General features: G+C 60.9%; 13 protein-coding genes, 2 tRNA genes and 4 rRNA genes. 9 read left to right on the forward strand and 10 right to left on the reverse strand.

Features of this window, described 5'->3' with window-relative positions:
- Positions 1-136: 136 nt before the first annotated feature.
- The 8 genes from PX653_RS25550 to rpe form a co-directional block, all read right to left on the reverse strand.
- Complete coding sequence (locus PX653_RS25550) at positions 137-628, reverse strand: DUF1579 domain-containing protein (protein WP_277415453.1); 492 nt, start codon at positions 626-628, stop codon at positions 137-139.
- An 11-nt stretch (positions 629-639) separates the two neighbouring features.
- Positions 640-1,440: an indole-3-glycerol phosphate synthase TrpC gene (gene trpC, locus PX653_RS25555; RefSeq protein WP_277415454.1), complete on the reverse strand. Its 801-nt coding sequence runs from the start codon at positions 1,438-1,440 to the stop codon at positions 640-642.
- 11 nt (positions 1,441-1,451) lie between these two features.
- On the reverse strand, positions 1,452-2,195 hold the full coding sequence (locus tag PX653_RS25560) for a LysE family translocator (protein ID WP_277415455.1): 744 nt from the start codon (positions 2,193-2,195) through the stop codon (positions 1,452-1,454).
- Between the two features lie 8 nt (positions 2,196-2,203).
- Positions 2,204-3,241: an anthranilate phosphoribosyltransferase gene (gene trpD / locus PX653_RS25565; RefSeq protein WP_277415456.1), complete on the reverse strand. Its 1,038-nt coding sequence runs from the start codon at positions 3,239-3,241 to the stop codon at positions 2,204-2,206.
- Positions 3,242-3,251: 10 nt separating this feature from the next.
- On the reverse strand, positions 3,252-3,815 hold the full coding sequence (locus tag PX653_RS25570; protein ID WP_277415457.1) for an aminodeoxychorismate/anthranilate synthase component II: 564 nt from the start codon (positions 3,813-3,815) through the stop codon (positions 3,252-3,254).
- Position 3,816: 1 nt separating this feature from the next.
- Positions 3,817-5,313 (reverse strand): anthranilate synthase component I, encoded by a 1,497-nt coding sequence (trpE, locus tag PX653_RS25575; protein WP_277415458.1) that lies wholly within the window; start codon positions 5,311-5,313, stop codon positions 3,817-3,819.
- A 272-nt stretch (positions 5,314-5,585) separates the two neighbouring features.
- Complete coding sequence (locus PX653_RS25580; protein WP_277415459.1) at positions 5,586-6,299, reverse strand: phosphoglycolate phosphatase; 714 nt, start codon at positions 6,297-6,299, stop codon at positions 5,586-5,588.
- Positions 6,300-6,965: a ribulose-phosphate 3-epimerase gene (gene rpe / locus PX653_RS25585; RefSeq protein ID WP_277415460.1), complete on the reverse strand. Its 666-nt coding sequence runs from the start codon at positions 6,963-6,965 to the stop codon at positions 6,300-6,302.
- Between the two features lie 163 nt (positions 6,966-7,128).
- Here rpe and apaG point away from each other — a divergent pair, with 163 nt between their 5' ends.
- Both apaG and mltA read left to right on the forward strand, forming a co-directional pair.
- Positions 7,129-7,503 carry a Co2+/Mg2+ efflux facilitator ApaG/CorD gene (apaG, locus tag PX653_RS25590; RefSeq protein WP_277415461.1) on the forward strand — a complete coding sequence of 125 codons (375 nt, stop codon included), beginning with the start codon at positions 7,129-7,131 and terminating at the stop codon, positions 7,501-7,503.
- 157 nt (positions 7,504-7,660) lie between these two features.
- Positions 7,661-8,899 carry a murein transglycosylase A gene (gene mltA / locus PX653_RS25595; RefSeq protein WP_277415462.1) on the forward strand — a complete coding sequence of 413 codons (1,239 nt, stop codon included), beginning with the start codon at positions 7,661-7,663 and terminating at the stop codon, positions 8,897-8,899.
- Between the two features lie 3 nt (positions 8,900-8,902).
- Here mltA and PX653_RS25600 read toward each other — a convergent pair whose 3' ends face one another.
- Entirely contained in the window at positions 8,903-9,340 is a 438-nt protein-coding gene (locus PX653_RS25600; protein ID WP_277415463.1) for a universal stress protein, read from the reverse strand.
- A 62-nt stretch (positions 9,341-9,402) separates the two neighbouring features.
- Complete coding sequence (locus tag PX653_RS25605) at positions 9,403-10,674, reverse strand: MFS transporter (RefSeq protein WP_277415464.1); 1,272 nt, start codon at positions 10,672-10,674, stop codon at positions 9,403-9,405.
- 97 nt (positions 10,675-10,771) lie between these two features.
- On the opposite strand from PX653_RS25605, the gene PX653_RS25610 reads away from it, so the two are divergent.
- From PX653_RS25610 to rrf (PX653_RS25640), 7 genes are all read left to right on the forward strand, one after another.
- A complete protein-coding gene (locus tag PX653_RS25610; protein WP_277415465.1) occupies positions 10,772-11,548 on the forward strand; it encodes an enoyl-CoA hydratase in 777 nt (258 codons plus the stop codon).
- 363 nt (positions 11,549-11,911) lie between these two features.
- Positions 11,912-13,441 (forward strand): 16S ribosomal RNA (locus PX653_RS25615).
- 97 nt (positions 13,442-13,538) lie between these two features.
- A tRNA-Ile gene (locus PX653_RS25620) sits at positions 13,539-13,615 on the forward strand.
- Positions 13,616-13,628: 13 nt separating this feature from the next.
- Positions 13,629-13,704: transfer RNA gene (locus PX653_RS25625), tRNA-Ala, on the forward strand.
- Positions 13,705-13,894: 190 nt separating this feature from the next.
- Positions 13,895-16,767 (forward strand): 23S ribosomal RNA (locus PX653_RS25630).
- Between the two features lie 122 nt (positions 16,768-16,889).
- Positions 16,890-17,002 (forward strand): 5S ribosomal RNA (gene rrf, locus PX653_RS25635).
- Between the two features lie 110 nt (positions 17,003-17,112).
- A 5S ribosomal RNA gene (rrf, locus tag PX653_RS25640) occupies positions 17,113-17,225 on the forward strand.
- Together the 16S, 23S and 5S rRNA genes with 2 tRNA genes alongside form the textbook arrangement of a ribosomal RNA operon.
- Positions 17,226-17,768: the final 543 nt, after the last annotated feature.

The raw sequence follows: 17,768 nt of genomic DNA on the forward strand, positions 1-17,768 counted from the left end.
TCGCACAACAGCGGCAAGGCTTGGGGTCTGTCCCGTATTTTTGGGACGGACCCCGGTTTTTATCGCGTGTGTCATATGGTTCTGCGATTAAAACCAGGGTCTGTCCCTATGCAGGAACAGACCCTGACTACGCGATTCATACCCCAGCCGGCACGAACTCCATCGTCCAGTTGGTCTCCCAGGTTTCCCCGCCATCGTTGGAGAACGCCTGCTCCCAGCGCGGATTCGCACCGGGCTGCGCCAGCCACGTGAAGCGCACGCGGATCGGCTGGCCGTCCAGCACGTCGTCGGCGTAGAACAGGCCGACGTTGTCGGCAAACCGTCCCGTCACCGGCACGTCCAGCGCCGTCGGGTTGCGTCCGTCCAGCCACCAGATCGACCACGTCCCCGCCTCGCGGCAGTAGGAGCGCACGGCGATGGCGCGGAAGGCGCCGCCGGGGAAGTCCAGCAGGTTGTCTTCCAGGTTGCCAAAGCCGCCCAGCGTCTTGACGGTCGACGAGTAACCGTCGAACGTTTCCCAGTCGGTGCAGCCGGCCAGGCGCGAGCGCAGGCGCCGGTGGCGCACCTGCCAGTCGCCGATGATGAAGTCGAAGTCGCGCGGTGCCGCGGGGTCGAGGGACAGTGCCATCGCGCCACCAATCAGGCGAACAGCCGGTGCAATTCGGCGCCCGGATCGGCGGCGCGCATGAAGGCTTCGCCGACGAGGAAGGCATGCACGTCGGCGGCGCGCATGCGTGCCACGTCGTCGCCGTTCAGGATGCCCGATTCCGTAATCACCATGCGTTCCTGCGGAATGCGGTCGAGCAGGTTCAGCGTGGTGTCCAGCGTCACGTCGAACGTGCGCAGGTTGCGGTTGTTGATGCCAATGAGGTTACTTTGCAGCTTCAGCGCGGCCGCCAGTTCGTCGCCGTCGTGCGATTCGATCAGCACATCCATGCCCAGCTCGTGCGCACAGGCCTCCATTTCCGCCATCAGGCCGTGGTCCAGTGCCGCCACGATCAGCAGGATGCAGTCGGCGCCCATCGCACGCGCTTCGTAGACCTGGTACATGTCGACCAGGAAGTCCTTGCGCAGCACGGGGATGGCGCAGGCCGCGCGGGCCAGCTGCAGGTACTGGGCGCTGCCCTGGAAGAACTGCTCGTCCGTCAGCACGGACAGGCATGCGGCACCGCCGCTTTCGTAGCTGGCGGCGATGGCAGCGGGCTGGAAGTCCGCCCGCAGCACGCCTTTCGACGGCGAGGCCTTCTTGACTTCCGCGATGACGCCGGCCTTGCCCGCATCGATCTGACGGCGCAGGTTCGCCTCGAAGCCGCGCAGCCCGGCGCGCAACGCGGTATCGCGTTCCACTTCGTCGCGCAGGCTGGCCAGGCCGCGGTGTTTTTTCGCCGCCGCCACTTCGTCGGCCTTCACGGCCAGGATTTTGTTGAGGATATCGGACATGATTCGATCGGTTAATTGCGCTCGGCCAGCGCCAGGCGGGCGCCCAGCATCAAAAACAGGCCGCCCGTCACGCGGTTCAGCCACAGCGCCACGCGCGGTTTCACCTTCAGGCGCGCGCTGGCAAATGCCGTGAACACGGCCAGGCCGTTACACCACAACATGCCGTTGAAGTTGAAGATGCAGCCCAGGATGATGAAGGCGAGCGGTTTGTTGGGGGCATCGAGCGCGATGAACTGCGGCACGAAGGCCAGGAAGAACAGCGCGACTTTCGGGTTCAGGACATTGGTCAGGAAGCCCTGAAAAAAAATACGACGCATCGGCGCGGCTTTTTCACCCAACGGCGTAACCCTGGGGTCAGACCCGGCGGGGCGCAGCAGGGGTTTCAAGGAGCATTGCTCTTTGCCTGCGCAGCGGTGCTCGCATGCAGGCGAGCACTCCTCCCTGACCCCGGCATCCGGTGTTGGGTTGGCTTTGGCCCGCAGCATGCCGATCCCGCACCACACGATGTACGCGGCACCTACCCACTTGACGACATTGAACGCCGTCGCGGAGGTGGCCAGCAGCGCCGACAGCCCGACGGCCGCCGCCAGCACGTGCACCATCGTGCCGGCGCCGATGCCGAGCGCGGTGACGCAGCCGGCGCGCCAGCCCTGCGTGGCACTGCGCGTCATGATGAGGAGGGAGTCCGGACCGGGCATGATGTTCAGCAGCAGCCCGGAAACGATGAACAGCGTCAGGTCGTGGATGCCGAACATATGCTCCCTCAGTTATTGGCGCCGAGCGTCTGCGTGACGTCGACGAACTGCCGCAGCTTCGCCAGCGCCGCGCCGGAGCTGACGGCCGCGCGCGCCTTCGCCAGCCCATCCTCGATGGAAGACGCGACCCCGGCCGCGTACAGTGCGGTGCCCGCGTTGAGCGCGACGATGTCGCTGGCCGCGCCGGGCGCGCCGGACAACGCTTCCATCACTTTCACCTTCGATTCGGCCGCATCCGCCACCTTCAGGTTGCGGCTGGCAATCATCGCCAGACCGAAATCTTCCGGATGGATCTCGTACTCGCGGATCTCGCCGTCCACCAGTTCGCCGACCATCGTGCCGGCGCCCAGCGAGACTTCGTCCATATTGTCGCGGCCGTAGACCACCAGCGCATGCTGGGCACCGAGGCGCTGCAGCACGCGCACCTGGATGCCGACGAGGTCCGGGTGGAACACGCCCATCAGGATGTTCGGCGCGCTGGCGGGATTGGTCAGCGGGCCCAGGATGTTGAAGATCGAGCGCACGCCCAGCTCGCGCCGTACGGGGGCCACGTGCTTCATGGCCGCGTGGTGGTTCGGCGCGAACATGAAGCCGATGCCCGTCTGTGCGATCGACTGTGCGATCTGCTCGGGCTTCAGGTTGATATTGGCGCCCAGCGATTCGATCAGGTCGGCGCTGCCGGACGAGGACGACACGCTGCGCCCACCATGCTTGGCCACGCGCGCGCCGGCGGCGGCCGCGACGAACATCGCGGCGCTGCTGATGTTGAAGGTGTGCGCGCCGTCGCCGCCCGTGCCGACGATGTCGAGCAGGTTGGTGGTATCGGCCATCGGCACCTTGGTGGAGAACTCGCGCATGACCTGCGCCGCGGCGGTGATCTCGCCGATGGTTTCCTTCTTGACGCGCAGGCCCATCGTCAGGGCCGCGACCATCACGGGGGACATTTCGCCGCTCATGATCTGGCGGAACAGGTGCAGCATTTCGTCGTGGAAGATCTCGCGGTGCTCGATGCAGCGGAGCAGTGCTTCCTGGTGGGTGATCGGCATGGTGCGCTCCTTAGCGGACGAGGAAGTTCTTCAGCAGGGCATGGCCATGCTCGGACAGGATGGATTCGGGGTGGAACTGCACGCCTTCGATATCGAAGTCCTTGTGCCGCACACCCATGATTTCACCGTCGTCGGTCCATGCCGTCACTTCCAGGCACGCCGGCAGCGACACGCGTTCGATCGCCAGCGAGTGGTAGCGGATCACCGTGAAGGGGCTGGGCAGGCCGGCGAACACGCCGACGCCCGTGTGGGCAATCGCCGACGTCTTGCCGTGCATGACCTGCTTGGCGCGAATGACCTTGCCGCCGAACGCCTCGCCGATGGCCTGGTGGCCCAGGCACACGCCCAGGATGGGCTTCTTGCCGGCGAAGTGCCGCAGCACCTCGACCGAGATGCCTGCCTGCGCCGGTGCCTTCGGGCCCGGCGAGATGCAGATGCGGTCGGGATTGAGCGCCTCGATTTCCTCGATCGTGATCTCGTCGTTGCGGTAGGTGCGCACGTCCTCGCCCAACTCGCCGAGATACTGCACGATGTTGTAGGTGAAGGAGTCGTAATTGTCGATCATCAGCAGCATGTCAGAACTCCCCATCCAGGCCATCTTGCACTTGTTCGGCCGCGCGCAGCACGGCGCGCGCCTTGTTCTCGGTTTCCTGCCATTCCAATTCCGCGATCGAGTCCGCGACGATGCCGGCGGCGGCCTGCACGTACAGCATGCCGTCCTTGATGACACCCGTGCGTATCGCGATCGCCACGTCCATCTCGCCGCCGAACGACAGGTAGCCGCAGGCGCCGCCGTAGATGCCGCGCTTGGAGATCTCCAGTTCGTCGATGACTTCCATCGCGCGCACCTTCGGCGCGCCCGTCAGGGTGCCGGCCGGGAAGGTGGCGCGCAGCACGTCCAGGTTCGACATGCCTGCTTTGAGCCTGCCTTCGACGTTCGACACGATGTGCTGCACGTGCGAGTACTTCTCGATGACCATCTTGTCCGTCACCTTGACGCTGCCCGTCTCGGAGATGCGGCCCAGGTCATTGCGCGCCAGGTCGATCAGCATCACGTGCTCGGCGATCTCCTTCGGATCGGCCAGCAGTTCCTCGGCCAGTGCCGCGTCCTTTTCCGGCGTGGCACCGCGTGGGCGGGTGCCGGCGATGGGGCGCAGCGTGACCTTCTTGTTCCCATCGGGCAGGGTCTCGTTGCGCACCAGGATCTCGGGCGACGCGCCGACGATCTGCATGTCGCCGAAATTGTAGTAGTACATATACGGCGACGGATTCAGCGAACGCAGCGCGCGGTACAACGTCAGCGGCGAATCGACGTAGGGCTTGCGCAGGCGCTGGCCGATCTGCACCTGCATCAGGTCGCCGGCCATCACGTATTCGTGGGCCTTCGCCACGGCCTTCAGGTAATCTTCCTTGGCGAAGTCGCGGATGATCTCCGTGCGCACGGAAGACGACGTGACGGGCGCATCGACGCCACGGCGCAGCAGCGCGCGCAGGTCCTTCAGGCGCTGGCGCGCTTTCGAGAACGACTCCGGCTGCGTGGTGTCCGCATAGACGATCAGGTACAGCTTGCCGGACAGGTTGTCGATGACGGCCAGTTCTTCCGTTACCATCAGCTGGATGTCCGGCAGGCCCAGGTCGTCCTTCTGGGCGCTGTTGGCCAGTTTCTTCTCGATGTGGCGCACGGTGTCGTAGCCGAAGTAGCCGGCCAGGCCGCCGCAGAAGCGCGGCATCCCGGGCCGCAGCGCGACCTTGAAGCGGGCCTGGTACTGCTCGATGAATTCGAGCGGGTTGCCGTCGTGCGTCTCGACGACTTCGCCGTTCCGCACGATCTCCGTGTGGCTGCCGTACGTGCGCAGCACCGTCCTGGCGGGCAGGCCGATGAAGGAGAAGCGGCCGAAGCGCTCGCCGCCGACGACGGATTCAAGCAGGAAGGTGTTCTTGCCCGTGCTCTGCGTCTGCGCCAGCTTGAGGTACAGCGACAGCGGCGTTTCCAGGTCGGCGAACGCTTCCGCGATCAGGGGAATACGGTTGTAGCCTTGGGTGGCCAGCGATTTGAATTCGAGTTCGGTCATGGTTCTCTCCAATCCGCCACGCTGTGGGTGTGGTGGTGGCGGTGAGGTTCAACAAACCTGCCGGAGCGCGGGGGGACAACGTTGCGCAGAGAGTGGAACACCACGCGCAAAGGTCGAGCACAAACGCCGACGGCAGCAATCTAAAAGGGCTTGTTCAGCCCAGGGCTTTTCAGCTCAGGATTGCCAGCGTCGCCATAGCCAGGCCTCAATCGAGCCCCGGTGGGTAACGTTGTGTCGTTTGTTGAGAAACATGAGTGGTGTTGCCGAGTCGATTAAGCGGAGTCCGCAGAGTTGTTGTGCAAGCCAATCAATCTTGCCGCATGCAGCAGCGTGTCAACTATACCATCGGAATCCGTTTCGTGTATAGCCGCGCCGTGGTTATAACCATACGGTACCGTCAGCACGGGGCAGCCGGCCGCGCGGGCCGCCTCGGCGTCGTTGGACGAGTCGCCGATGGCGACGACCTGGGCGGGCGGCAGGCCGAAGAACTCGCAGGCCTTTTGCAGCGGCATCGGGTCCGGCTTCTTTTTCGGGAAGGAGTCGCCGCCGTAGATGACGTCGAAATAGCCGTCCAGCTCCTTCAGCTTCAGCAGCGGCAGCGCGAAGGCCAGCGGCTTGTTGGTGACGCAGGCCAGGTGCAGGCCGGCGAGCTTCAGCTCGGCCAGGCCGGCTGCCACGTCCGGATACAGCGTGCTGTGGTGGCCGTTGATGGCAAGGTAGTGGCGCTGGTAGGCATCCATCGCATCGGTGAAATGGCGTTCGATGCCGGCGTCGTCATGGTCCAGGGCGAGCACGCTGCGGATCAGGTTTTCCGAGCCCTTGCCGACCATGTTCTTGATCTGTTCGGCCGTGATGGCCGGCAGGCCCAGCTCGTCGCGCATGCGGTTGATGGCGACGTGGAAGTCCGGCACGGTGTCGAGCATCGTGCCGTCCAGGTCGATGATGGCGGCGCGCACGCCGCACAGTGGGTGAGCGGCCGCCGTCATTTAACCCTCCGCCAGCCGGGCGCGCATGGCGTCGATGACGGCCTTGTAGTCGGGCTGGCCGAAGATGGCGGAGCCGGCCACGAAGGTGTCGGCGCCGGCCTTGGCAGCCGCGGCGATATTGTCGATCTTGATGCCGCCATCGACTTCCAGCAGGATGTCGCGGCCCGATTCGTCGATCAGGCGGCGCGCCTGCTCGATCTTCTTCAGCGCGTGCGGAATGAACGACTGGCCGCCGAAGCCCGGGTTGACGGACATGATGAGGATCATGTCGACCTTGTCCATCACGTGTTCCAGGTAGGACAGCGGGGTGCCCGGGTTGAACACGAGGCCGGCCTTGCAGCCGTTATCGCGGATCAGCTGCAGCGAGCGGTCCACGTGGTCCGACGCTTCCGGGTGGAAGGTGATGATGTTCGCGCCTGCCTTGGCGAAATCGGGGATGATGCGGTCGACCGGCTTGACCATCAGGTGCACGTCGATGGGCACCTGGACGTGCGGGCGGATCGCCTGGCACACCAGCGGGCCGACGGTCAGGTTCGGCACATAATGGTTGTCCATCACGTCGAAGTGGATGATGTCGGCGCCGGCGGCGACGACGTTCTTCACTTCCTCGCCCAGGCGGGCGAAGTCGGCGGACAGGATGCTGGGGGCGATGCGGTAGGTAGTCATGGCAGGATGGTGGAAAAAAGATGCGCTATTTTACGCTGTGGGGCCGTTGCGTGCGGCACGCGCCACTCAATGGCTGAAACGCCATTTTTGAATTTTCGGCATAATTGCGAGTCTTGCATCGGCGGGTCTGACCTCGCCGCAACGTATTCACCGAGGAACCCCGATGGCCCAATATGCACTCACCGTGACGGTCAGGACGCAGTACCTGCCCGAACAATCCGATCCGGAACGCACCAATTTCGTGTTCACGTATTCCATCACGATCAAGAACACCGGGACGGTGGCGGCGCAGTTGATCTCGCGCCACTGGATCATTACCGACGCCAACAACCACATCGAGGAAGTGCGCGGGCTGGGGGTGGTCGGCCACCAGCCGCTGCTGCAGCCGGGCGAACAGTTCGAGTACACCAGCGGGACGCAGCTGCGCACGCCGCAGGGTTCGATGACGGGCGAGTATTTCTGCGTGGCTGAGGACGGTCATCAGTTCGAGGTCAAGATCCCCGAATTCGTGCTCTCGCTGCCCCGCACGCTGCACTGAGCCCTGGCGTTCGCGCCGGGCTGTCCTATTATTGAGGCTGATCCGGCCGCCGGGCCGGTGGCGCCTTTTTCTTGCGCGGCATCGTCCACCAGACGATGAAGACCAGCAGGAACAGCGCCACCAATGCTTCCAACACCAGATACCACATACTGCCTCCATGTCATCAGTTCGCCCTAGTCTAACCCGTTCCGTCCTGCCGTTGGCCGCCGCTGCCGCCATTGCCGCGCTGCTGGCCGGTTGCGCGACGCAGCCACCGTCCAAGCCCGAGCCGGCGCCCCAGCCCGTGCCGCAACCGCAGCCGCAGCCGCAGCCGACGCCGACTCCCCCGCCGGTGCCGCAGCCGGAGGTGCCCAGGAAGATCAGTTTCGTGCCCGGCGCATTCGCCGACCTGCCGGGCTGGGCCCGCGACGACCTGCGCGCGGCCTGGCCCGCGTTCCTGTCCTCGTGCAGCGTGCTGGGCAAGCGGGCCGAGTGGAAGGAATCGTGTTCGATCGCGCGCACGGTGGACAAGCACAGCGAAGCGGCCATCCGCCTGTTCTTCGAGTCGTTCCTGCAGCCGCAACGGGTGGTCGCGCCGGACGGCAGCGACAGCGGCCTGGTGACGGGTTACTACGAAGCGCAGCTGCGCGGTTCGCGCAAGCAGGCGGGCCCGTACCAGACGCCGCTCTACAAGACGCCGGCCGACCTGCTGACGATCGACCTGACGAGTGTCTATCCCGACCTGAAGGGCCGGCGCCTGCGCGGGCGCCTGCAGGGCAGCAAGGTGGTGCCGTACGCCAGCCGGGCGGAAATCGCCAGCCCGGGCTTTGTCGGCAAGGAGCTGCTGTGGGTGGACGACCCCGTAGAGGCGTTCTTCCTCGAAGTGCAGGGTTCCGGGCGCGTGCTGCTCGATTCCGGGGAGACGATCCGGGTCGGATATGCGGAACAGAACGGCCATCCGTACAAGTCCATCGGCAAATGGCTGGTGGAGCAGGGCGAGCTGACGCCGGAACAGGCCACCGCCCAAGGCATCAAGGCGTGGATCGCCGGCCATCCGACCCGGCGCCAGGAGCTGTTCAACGCCAATCCCAGCTATGTCTTCTTCCGCGAGGAAAAGCTGCCCGATCCCGGCGTGGGGCCGAAGGGTTCGCTGGGCGTGCCGTTGACGCCGCAGCGTTCCGTGGCAGTGGATGCCACGCAGATCCCGCTGGGCGTGCCGCTGTTCCTGAACACGACGCAGGCAGCCAGCGACATCCCGCTGCAGCGCCTGGTGATGGCGCAGGATACGGGCGGCGCCATCCGGGGCGCCATCCGCATCGACTACTTCTTCGGCTTCGGGCCGGAGGCGGCCGAGAATGCCGGCCGCATGAAGCAGTCCGGCCAGGTCTGGGTGCTGCTGCCGAAGGTCACGCCGTAAGCTTCAGCGCAGGACCAGCACCGGCAGCTGGGTATGGGCCAGTACCTTCTGGGTCTCGCTGCCGAGGAACAGCTTGTTCAGGCCCTTGCGGCCGTGCGAGGCCATCAGGATGATGTCGCAGTTGTGCTTCTCGGCGGCCGCGACGATCTCCTGGTAGGGATTGTGCGAGTTGGCGACGATGCCTTCGAACGGGATGCCGGCAGCGGCGGCCGCGGCGGCAATGCGCTCGACATTCCTGGTTGCCGCCACGTTGGCCTGGGTGTCGAACACCTCGGCATCCGGGACGATGGCCCCATCCGTCATGGGCGCGAACGGGAACGGCTGGATCACGGTGATACCGACGATGCGGGCGCCGTGCACCCGGGCGAATTCGACGGCGATGGCCGTGGCTTTTTCCGACAGCTCCGAGCCGTCGGTGGGCAGCAGGATACTCTTGAACATGGCGGACTCCCTGGGTTGAACTTGCTATTCAGGCAAGCTCCCAGTGTAGGGTGCCCGCCGCTTCAGGGGCGCACGCTTCGCAGCTCGCGCGAGCGCACCATGCCGAGCGCCAGCAGCACGCCGCCGGCACCGATGCAGCCCAGCGCGGTGCGCACGCTGAACGCCTCGGCGACGCTGCCGGCCGCCAGCGCGCCCAGCGGGGCAATGGCGATGGTCAGGAAGCGCATCGTCGAAATCATCCTGCCCAGCATCTCGTCCGGTGTCACGCGCTGGCGCAGGGACTGGTAGGGGATAAAGAACAGCATGACACCGCAGTCGAACACGAACACCAGCAGCGCATACGCGGCGGCACTGGCGTGCGTGCTGCCGAACAGTTCACGCGGGATGGTAGGGATCAGCACGAAGCCGACGGCGGTGGCCGCGGTGCCGATCAACATCGTCACGCCCGGACCATAGCGGGTGTTGAGCGGCTTGACGACCTGCGAGCTGACGAAGACGCCGATCCCGCCCAGCATCTGCGCCATGCCCAGCATGCCCGCGCTCATGCCCAGGTCGCGGGTGGCAAACAGCACCGTCAGGGCGGCATAGCCGTAGAACAGCAGGTGCCACAGCCCGGCGCCCCAGGCCAGCGTGCGCAGCAGCGGCTGGCCCCAGATAAAGGCGAATCCGGCGCGGATATCGTGCAGCGGATGGCGCCCGCTCGGCACGGGCGCGGCCTCGCGCGAACGGATGCGCGCCAGGTTCCAGGCGCAGAACAGGAAGGCCAGGGCGTCGACGATCATGGCCACCGGCGCCGTCAGCAGCTGGATCAGGATGCCTGCCAGGCCGGGCCCCAGCAGGCGCGAAATGGCATCCGTGGTCGCGAAGCGCGACTGGGCCTCGACCATGCGCTCGCGGCCCACCAGCAGGGTCAGGAAGATCTGTTCGGCGCCGCCGCCCACCACGGCGCAGATGCCGAGGATGACCGCCACCCCGTACAGCCATGGCATCGACAGCAGGCCGCACCACCACGCCACGGGAATCGACGCCAGCGTCAGGCCGTGCAGTGTCTTGGTACCCAGCAGGATGGGGAGCTTGCGCCGACGGTCCAGCCAGACCCCGGCGGGCAGGGCGAAAAAGGCGAACGGGATCGCCTGGCTGGCGGTCAGGATGCCCATCTGGGCCGGCGTCGCATGCAGCAGCAGGACGGCGCAGAGCGGCAGCGCCAGGGCCCCGACCTGGGCGCCGAAGCTCGTCAACACGAGGCAGCTCCAGTAGCGACGGAAGTCGGTGCTGGACAGCAGCGCATCGGTGCGCCAGCGTTCGGCGATCTGGTGGCGTAGGGAGGAGAGCATCGGTCGCCAGATCATAGCGGCGCTGCACCTTCTGGCGCTACAATCCGTGGACTATTCGATACCGGGCCCGGGCCCGGATGCCAACCAGGAGACCCGCATGCAATATGAAGATCTGATCGTCGAAGTCCAGGGCAAGGTGGCCGTGATCCGCCTGAACCGTCCCAAGGCGCTGAACGCCCTGAACGACAATATGATGAACGAACTGGGCGAAGCCCTGGCCGGCTTCGACAAGGACCCGCAGATCGGCTGCCTCATCCTGACCGGCAGCGAGAAGGCCTTCGCGGCGGGCGCGGACATCGTCGCGATGAAGGACTACACGTACCAGGACACCTACCGCGACAACTACATCGCCCGCAACTGGGAGCACATCCTGAAGGTGCGCAAGCCGGTCATCGGTGCCGTGGCGGGCTACGCGCTGGGCGGCGGCTGCGAGCTGGCGATGATGTGCGACTTCCTGATCGCGGCGGACACGGCCAAGTTCGGCCAGCCGGAAATCAAGATCGGCGTGACGCCGGGCGCCGGCGCGACGCAGCGCCTGCCGCGCACGATCGGCAAATCGAAGGCGATGGACCTGCTGCTGACGGCGCGCACGATCGACGCGGCCGAGGCGGAGCGCATCGGCATCGTCTCGCGCGTCGTGCCTGCGGCCGAGCTGATGGCCCAAGCGCTGGAGGCGGCCAACACGATCGCGGCGATGCCGCTGTCGGTGGCGATGATGATCAAGGATGCCGTCAACCGCGCGTTCGAGACCACGCTGACGGAAGGGGTCAACTACGAGCGGCGCCTGTTCCATGCCGCGTTCGGCACGCCGGCCCAGCGCGAGGGGATGCAGGCCTTCCTCGAAAAGCGCTTGCCAAAGTTCGAGGGGCTTTGATATAGTTCTGTCCCTCGCAGCGAATGCGTTGTCATGAAAATGACACAGACGCAACGATGTGATGAAAAGAGAAGCTTGACGAAACGCACGAAACACCGCATACTCTCGCTTCTCTGCTGCTGACAAACACAACGATTTGTCAAGGGTGCAAAGCCCGGCGGCACCGCTGAAAAGCGAAGAATTCTTTAACAATCAACAGTCGATAAGTGTGGGCGTTTGATGTGAGTGTGCCCGGGGCTTCGGTCCCGATACTCAAAACATATAGCATCAAACGCTTACACAAGTAATTAAACGTGACCTCGCAAGAGGAACGTCAGATTCTTGAGTGAGTGACCATGTCAGCAATGACATAAAACAGAGATTGAACTGAAGAGTTTGATCCTGGCTCAGATTGAACGCTGGCGGCATGCTTTACACATGCAAGTCGAACGGTAACAGGGAGCTTGCTCCGCTGACGAGTGGCGAACGGGTGAGTAATATATCGGAACGTACCCAAGAGTGGGGGATAACGTAGCGAAAGTTACGCTAATACCGCATACGATCCAAGGATGAAAGCAGGGGACCGCAAGGCCTTGTGCTCCTGGAGCGGCCGATATCTGATTAGCTAGTTGGTGAGGTAAAGGCTCACCAAGGCGACGATCAGTAGCTGGTCTGAGAGGACGACCAGCCACACTGGAACTGAGACACGGTCCAGACTCCTACGGGAGGCAGCAGTGGGGAATTTTGGACAATGGGCGCAAGCCTGATCCAGCAATGCCGCGTGAGTGAAGAAGGCCTTCGGGTTGTAAAGCTCTTTTGTCAGGGAAGAAACGGGTGTGGCTAATATCTGCATCTAATGACGGTACCTGAAGAATAAGCACCGGCTAACTACGTGCCAGCAGCCGCGGTAATACGTAGGGTGCAAGCGTTAATCGGAATTACTGGGCGTAAAGCGTGCGCAGGCGGTTTTGTAAGTCTGTCGTGAAATCCCCGGGCTTAACCTGGGAATGGCGATGGAGACTGCAAGGCTAGAGTTTGGCAGAGGGGGTAGAATTCCACGTGTAGCAGTGAAATGCGTAGAGATGTGGAGGAACACCGATGGCGAAGGCAGCCCCCTGGGTCAAAACTGACGCTCATGCACGAAAGCGTGGGGAGCAAACAGGATTAGATACCCTGGTAGTCCACGCCCTAAACGATGTCTACTAGTTGTCGGGTCTTAATTGACTTGGTAACGCAGCTAACGCGTGAAGTAGACCGCCTGGGGAGTACGGTCGCAAGATTAAAACTCAAAGGAATTGACGGGGACCCGCACAAGCGGTGGATGATGTGGATTAATTCGATGCAACGCGAAAAACCTTACCTACCCTTGACATGGCAGGAATCCCCGAGAGATCGGGGAGTGCTCGAAAGAGAACCTGCACACAGGTGCTGCATGGCTGTCGTCAGCTCGTGTCGTGAGATGTTGGGTTAAGTCCCGCAACGAGCGCAACCCTTGTCATTAGTTGCTACGAAAGGGCACTCTAATGAGACTGCCGGTGACAAACCGGAGGAAGGTGGGGATGACGTCAAGTCCTCATGGCCCTTATGGGTAGGGCTTCACACGTCATACAATGGTACATACAGAGGGCCGCCAACCCGCGAGGGGGAGCTAATCCCAGAAAGTGTATCGTAGTCCGGATTGTAGTCTGCAACTCGACTGCATGAAGTTGGAATCGCTAGTAATCGCGGATCAGCATGTCGCGGTGAATACGTTCCCGGGTCTTGTACACACCGCCCGTCACACCATGGGAGCGGGTTTTACCAGAAGTAGGTAGCTTAACCGTAAGGAGGGCGCTTACCACGGTAGGATTCGTGACTGGGGTGAAGTCGTAACAAGGTAGCCGTATCGGAAGGTGCGGCTGGATCACCTCCTTTCTAGAGTTGGCACGGATCAGAAATGATCGTGCATCAAACGCTCACACTTATCGACTGTCGAATGAAGAAGAAACAGTAGCACCGCTGGTATGAATGCGGGTCTGTAGCTCAGCTGGTTAGAGCACCGTGTTGATAACGCGGGGGTCGTTGGTTCGAGCCCAACCAGACCCACCACGTATCACCCCCAGGGGGATTAGCTCAGCTGGGAGAGCACCTGCTTTGCAAGCAGGGGGTCGTCGGTTCGATCCCGTCATCCTCCACCAAAAGTTTAAACGTAAGCACGACGTGTCGTCTTTATGTTTAGTCTTTTAGAGACTACTGCTGTTTCGCTCTTTAACAATCTGGAAGAAGTAAAGTTTTATTAAGCGTGCGAGACATCGCACACTTAGGGTAGTAGTAAAACTCATCAAACACAGTAGTAAATGCTTGAACCGATAGCCGTCAAGGTTATAGGGACAAGTGAATAAGTGCACATGGTGGATGCCTTGGCGATTACAGGCGACGAAGGACGTAGTAGTCTGCGATAAGCTACGGGGAGCTGACAAACGAGCTTTGATCCGTAGATTTCCGAATGGGGAAACCCACCCTTTTAGGGTATCACTCACTGAATACATAGGTGTGTGAGGCGAACGCGGCGAACTGAAACATCTAAGTAGCTGCAGGAAAATAAATCAACCGAGATTCCCAAAGTAGTGGCGAGCGAAATGGGAAGAGCCTGTACGTGATAGTCGGACTGATAGTGGAAGCCTCTGGAAATAGGCGCCATAGCGGGTGATAGCCCCGTACACGAAATCAGACCGGTGGTACTAAGCGTACGACAAGTAGGGCGGGACACGAGAAATCCTGTCTGAATATGGGGGGACCATCCTCCAAGGCTAAATACTCGTAATCGACCGATAGTGAACCAGTACCGTGAGGGAAAGGCGAAAAGAACCCCGGGAGGGGAGTGAAATAGATCCTGAAACCGTGTGCATACAAACAGTCGGAGCGGACTTGTTCCGTGACGGCGTACCTTTTGTATAATGGGTCAGCGACTTACATTCAGTAGCGAGGTTAACCATATAGGGGAGCCGCAGAGAAATCGAGTCCGAACAGGGCGCTAGTTGCTGGGTGTAGACCCGAAACCAAGTGATCTACCCATGGCCAGGTTGAAGGTGCGGTAACACGCACTGGAGGACCGAACCCACTAATGTTGAAAAATTAGGGGATGAGCTGTGGGTAGGGGTGAAAGGCTAAACAAACTTGGAAATAGCTGGTTCTCTCCGAAAACTATTTAGGTAGTGCCTCAAGTATCACCATCGGGGGTAGAGCACTGTTATGGCTAGGGGGTCATCGCGACTTACCAAACCATTGCAAACTCCGAATACCGATGAGTGCGAGCTTGGGAGACAGACGTCGGGTGCTAACGTCCGGCGTCAAGAGGGAAACAACCCAGACCGCCAGCTAAGGTCCCAAAGATTGGCTAAGTGGAAAACGAAGTGGGAAGGCTAAAACAGTCAGGATGTTGGCTTAGAAGCAGCCATCATTTAAAGAAAGCGTAATAGCTCACTGATCGAGTCGTCCTGCGCGGAAGATGTAACGGGGCTAAGCCAGTCACCGAAGCTGCGGATATGCGTAAGCATATGGTAGGAGAGCGTTCTGTAAGCCTGCGAAGGTGTCTTGTAAAGGATGCTGGAGGTATCAGAAGTGCGAATGCTGACATGAGTAGCGATAATGCGGGTGAAAAGCCCGCACGCCGTAAGCCCAAGGTTTCCTGTTCAACGTTCATCGGAGCAGGGTGAGTCGGCCCCTAAGGCGAGGCAGAGATGCGTAGCTGATGGGAAGCAGGTTAATATTCCTGCACCGTCGTATGATGCGATGGGGGGACGGATCGCGGAAGGTTGTCTGACTGTTGGAATAGTCAGTTTCTGGTTCATAGAAGGCGCTTAGGCAAATCCGGGCGCGGAATTCAAGGGATCGGGACGAGCGAACTTGTTCGCGAAGCAATCGGAAGTGGTTCCAAGAAAAGCCTCTAAGCTTCAGTCATACGAGACCGTACCGCAAACCGACACAGGTGGGCGAGATGAGTATTCTAAGGCGCTTGAGAGAACTCGGGAGAAGGAACTCGGCAAATTGGTACCGTAACTTCGGGAAAAGGTACGCCCCGGTAGCTTGGTCACTTTACTGTGATAGGGCGAAAGGGTTGCAATAAACTGGTGGCTGCGACTGTTTAATAAAAACACAGCACTCTGCAAACACGAAAGTGGACGTATAGGGTGTGACGCCTGCCCGGTGCTGGAAGATTAAATGATGGGGTGCAAGCTCTTGATTGAAGTCCCAGTAAACGGCGGCCGTAACTATAACGGTCCTAAGGTAGCGAAATTCCTTGTCGGGTAAGTTCCGACCTGCACGAATGGCGTAACGATGGCCACACTGTCTCCTCCCGAGACTCAGCGAAGTTGAAGTGTTTGTGATGATGCAATCTACCCGCGGCTAGACGGAAAGACCCCATGAACCTTTACTGTAGCTTTGCATTGGACTTTGAACCAATCTGTGTAGGATAGGTGGGAGGCTTTGAAGCGGGGACGCCAGTTCTCGTGGAGCCAACCTTGAAATACCACCCTGGTTTGTTTGAGGTTCTAACCTTGGTCCGTAATCCGGATCGGGGACAGTGCATGGTAGGCAGTTTGACTGGGGCGGTCTCCTCCTAAAGTGTAACGGAGGAGTTCGAAGGTACGCTAGGTACGGTCGGACATCGTGCTAATAGTGCAATGGCATAAGCGTGCTTAACTGCGAGACCGACAAGTCGAGCAGGTACGAAAGTAGGACATAGTGATCCGGTGGTTCTGTATGGAAGGGCCATCGCTCAACGGATAAAAGGTACTCTGGGGATAACAGGCTGATTCCTCCCAAGAGTTCATATCGACGGGGGAGTTTGGCACCTCGATGTCGGCTCATCACATCCTGGGGCTGTAGCCGGTCCCAAGGGTATGGCTGTTCGCCATTTAAAGTGGTACGTGAGCTGGGTTTAAAACGTCGTGAGACAGTTTGGTCCCTATCTGCCGTGGGCGTTGGAAATTTGAAGGGGGCTGCTCCTAGTACGAGAGGACCGGAGTGGACGAACCTCTGGTGTACCGGTTGTCACGCCAGTGGCATTGCCGGGTAGCTAAGTTCGGAAGAGATAACCGCTGAAAGCATCTAAGCGGGAAACTTGCCTTAAGATGAGATTTCCCGGAGCCTTGAGCTCCTTGAAGGGTCGTTCGAGACCAGGACGTTGATAGGTCAGGTGTGGAAGTGCAGTAATGCATTAAGCTAACTGATACTAATTGCCCGTACGGCTTGTCCCTATAACCTTGACGGTTACAGAGCATTTGCCTGTGTTTGAGATTTACGAGAACTACCCAACCTTACTTCTTCCAGATTAGTAGTCGCGTTGCCCGGTCGGGAACGAGATTACGTACAAGTCATGCCTGATGACCATAGCAAGTCGGCCCCACCCCTTCCCATCCCGAACAGGACCGTGAAACGACTTTGCGCCGATGATAGTGCTGCAACCAGTGTGAAAGTAGGTTATCGTCAGGCTGTTATACCGAGAGGGCCCGCTGTGTGAACACAGCGGGCTTTTTCATTCAGGACTTTGTACAAGCACAATAGATTCAGGCACCGCGCGATGCGCGAGCCAACCCGTCAAGTCTGATGACCATAGCAAATCGGTCCCACCCCTTCCCATCCCGAACAGGACCGTGAAACGATTTTGCGCCGATGATAGTGCTGCAACCAGTGTGAAAGTAGGTTATCGTCAGATTGTTATACCGAACAAACCCCTGTCCAGTGATCTGGCAGGGGTTTTTTCATTGGTTCGCCACTTCAGCAGCATGGCGTCGACTTGGATCGCCGTCCCGGGTTTTGGTGCTCCGCCGGGCACTGCCCGACGTCGCTCCACTCACAGGACCGTGAAACGATTTTGCGCCGATGATAGTGCTGCAACCAGTGTGAAAGTAGGTTATCGTCAGACTGTTATACCGAACAAACCCCTGTCCAGTGATCTGGCAGGGGTTTTTTCATTGGTTCGCCACTTCAGCAGCATGGCGTCGACTTGGATCGCCGTCCCGGGTTTTGGTGCTCCGCCGGGCACTGCCCGACGTCGCTCCACTCACAGGACCGTGAAACGATTTTGCGCCGATGATAGTGCTGCAACCAGTGTGAAAGTAGGTTATCGTCAGACTGTTATACCGAACAAACCCCTGTCCAGTGATCTGGCAGGGGTTTTTTCATTGGTTCGCCACTTCAGCAGCATGGCGTCGACTTGGATCGCCGTCCCGGGTTTTGGTGCTCCGCCGGGCACTGC

The organism is Pseudoduganella chitinolytica (assembly GCF_029028125.1).
GTDB lineage: Bacteria > Pseudomonadota > Gammaproteobacteria > Burkholderiales > Burkholderiaceae_D > Rugamonas > Rugamonas chitinolytica.

Coding starts and splice junctions, on each gene's coding strand:
- trpE (WP_277415458.1), bottom strand. CDS start 5,313: ATGACCGAACTCGAATTCAAATCGCTGGCCACCCAAGGCTACAACCGT.
- PX653_RS25550 (WP_277415453.1), bottom strand. CDS start 628: ATGGCACTGTCCCTCGACCCCGCGGCACCGCGCGACTTCGACTTCATC.
- trpC (WP_277415454.1), bottom strand. CDS start 1,440: ATGTCCGATATCCTCAACAAAATCCTGGCCGTGAAGGCCGACGAAGTG.
- PX653_RS25610 (WP_277415465.1), top strand. CDS start 10,772: ATGCAATATGAAGATCTGATCGTCGAAGTCCAGGGCAAGGTGGCCGTG.
- PX653_RS25600 (WP_277415463.1), bottom strand. CDS start 9,340: ATGTTCAAGAGTATCCTGCTGCCCACCGACGGCTCGGAGCTGTCGGAA.
- PX653_RS25605 (WP_277415464.1), bottom strand. CDS start 10,674: ATGCTCTCCTCCCTACGCCACCAGATCGCCGAACGCTGGCGCACCGAT.
- PX653_RS25570 (WP_277415457.1), bottom strand. CDS start 3,815: ATGCTGCTGATGATCGACAATTACGACTCCTTCACCTACAACATCGTG.
- mltA (WP_277415462.1), top strand. CDS start 7,661: ATGTCATCAGTTCGCCCTAGTCTAACCCGTTCCGTCCTGCCGTTGGCC.
- PX653_RS25560 (WP_277415455.1), bottom strand. CDS start 2,195: ATGTTCGGCATCCACGACCTGACGCTGTTCATCGTTTCCGGGCTGCTG.
- apaG (WP_277415461.1), top strand. CDS start 7,129: ATGGCCCAATATGCACTCACCGTGACGGTCAGGACGCAGTACCTGCCC.
- rpe (WP_277415460.1), bottom strand. CDS start 6,965: ATGACTACCTACCGCATCGCCCCCAGCATCCTGTCCGCCGACTTCGCC.
- PX653_RS25580 (WP_277415459.1), bottom strand. CDS start 6,299: ATGACGGCGGCCGCTCACCCACTGTGCGGCGTGCGCGCCGCCATCATC.
- trpD (WP_277415456.1), bottom strand. CDS start 3,241: ATGCCGATCACCCACCAGGAAGCACTGCTCCGCTGCATCGAGCACCGC.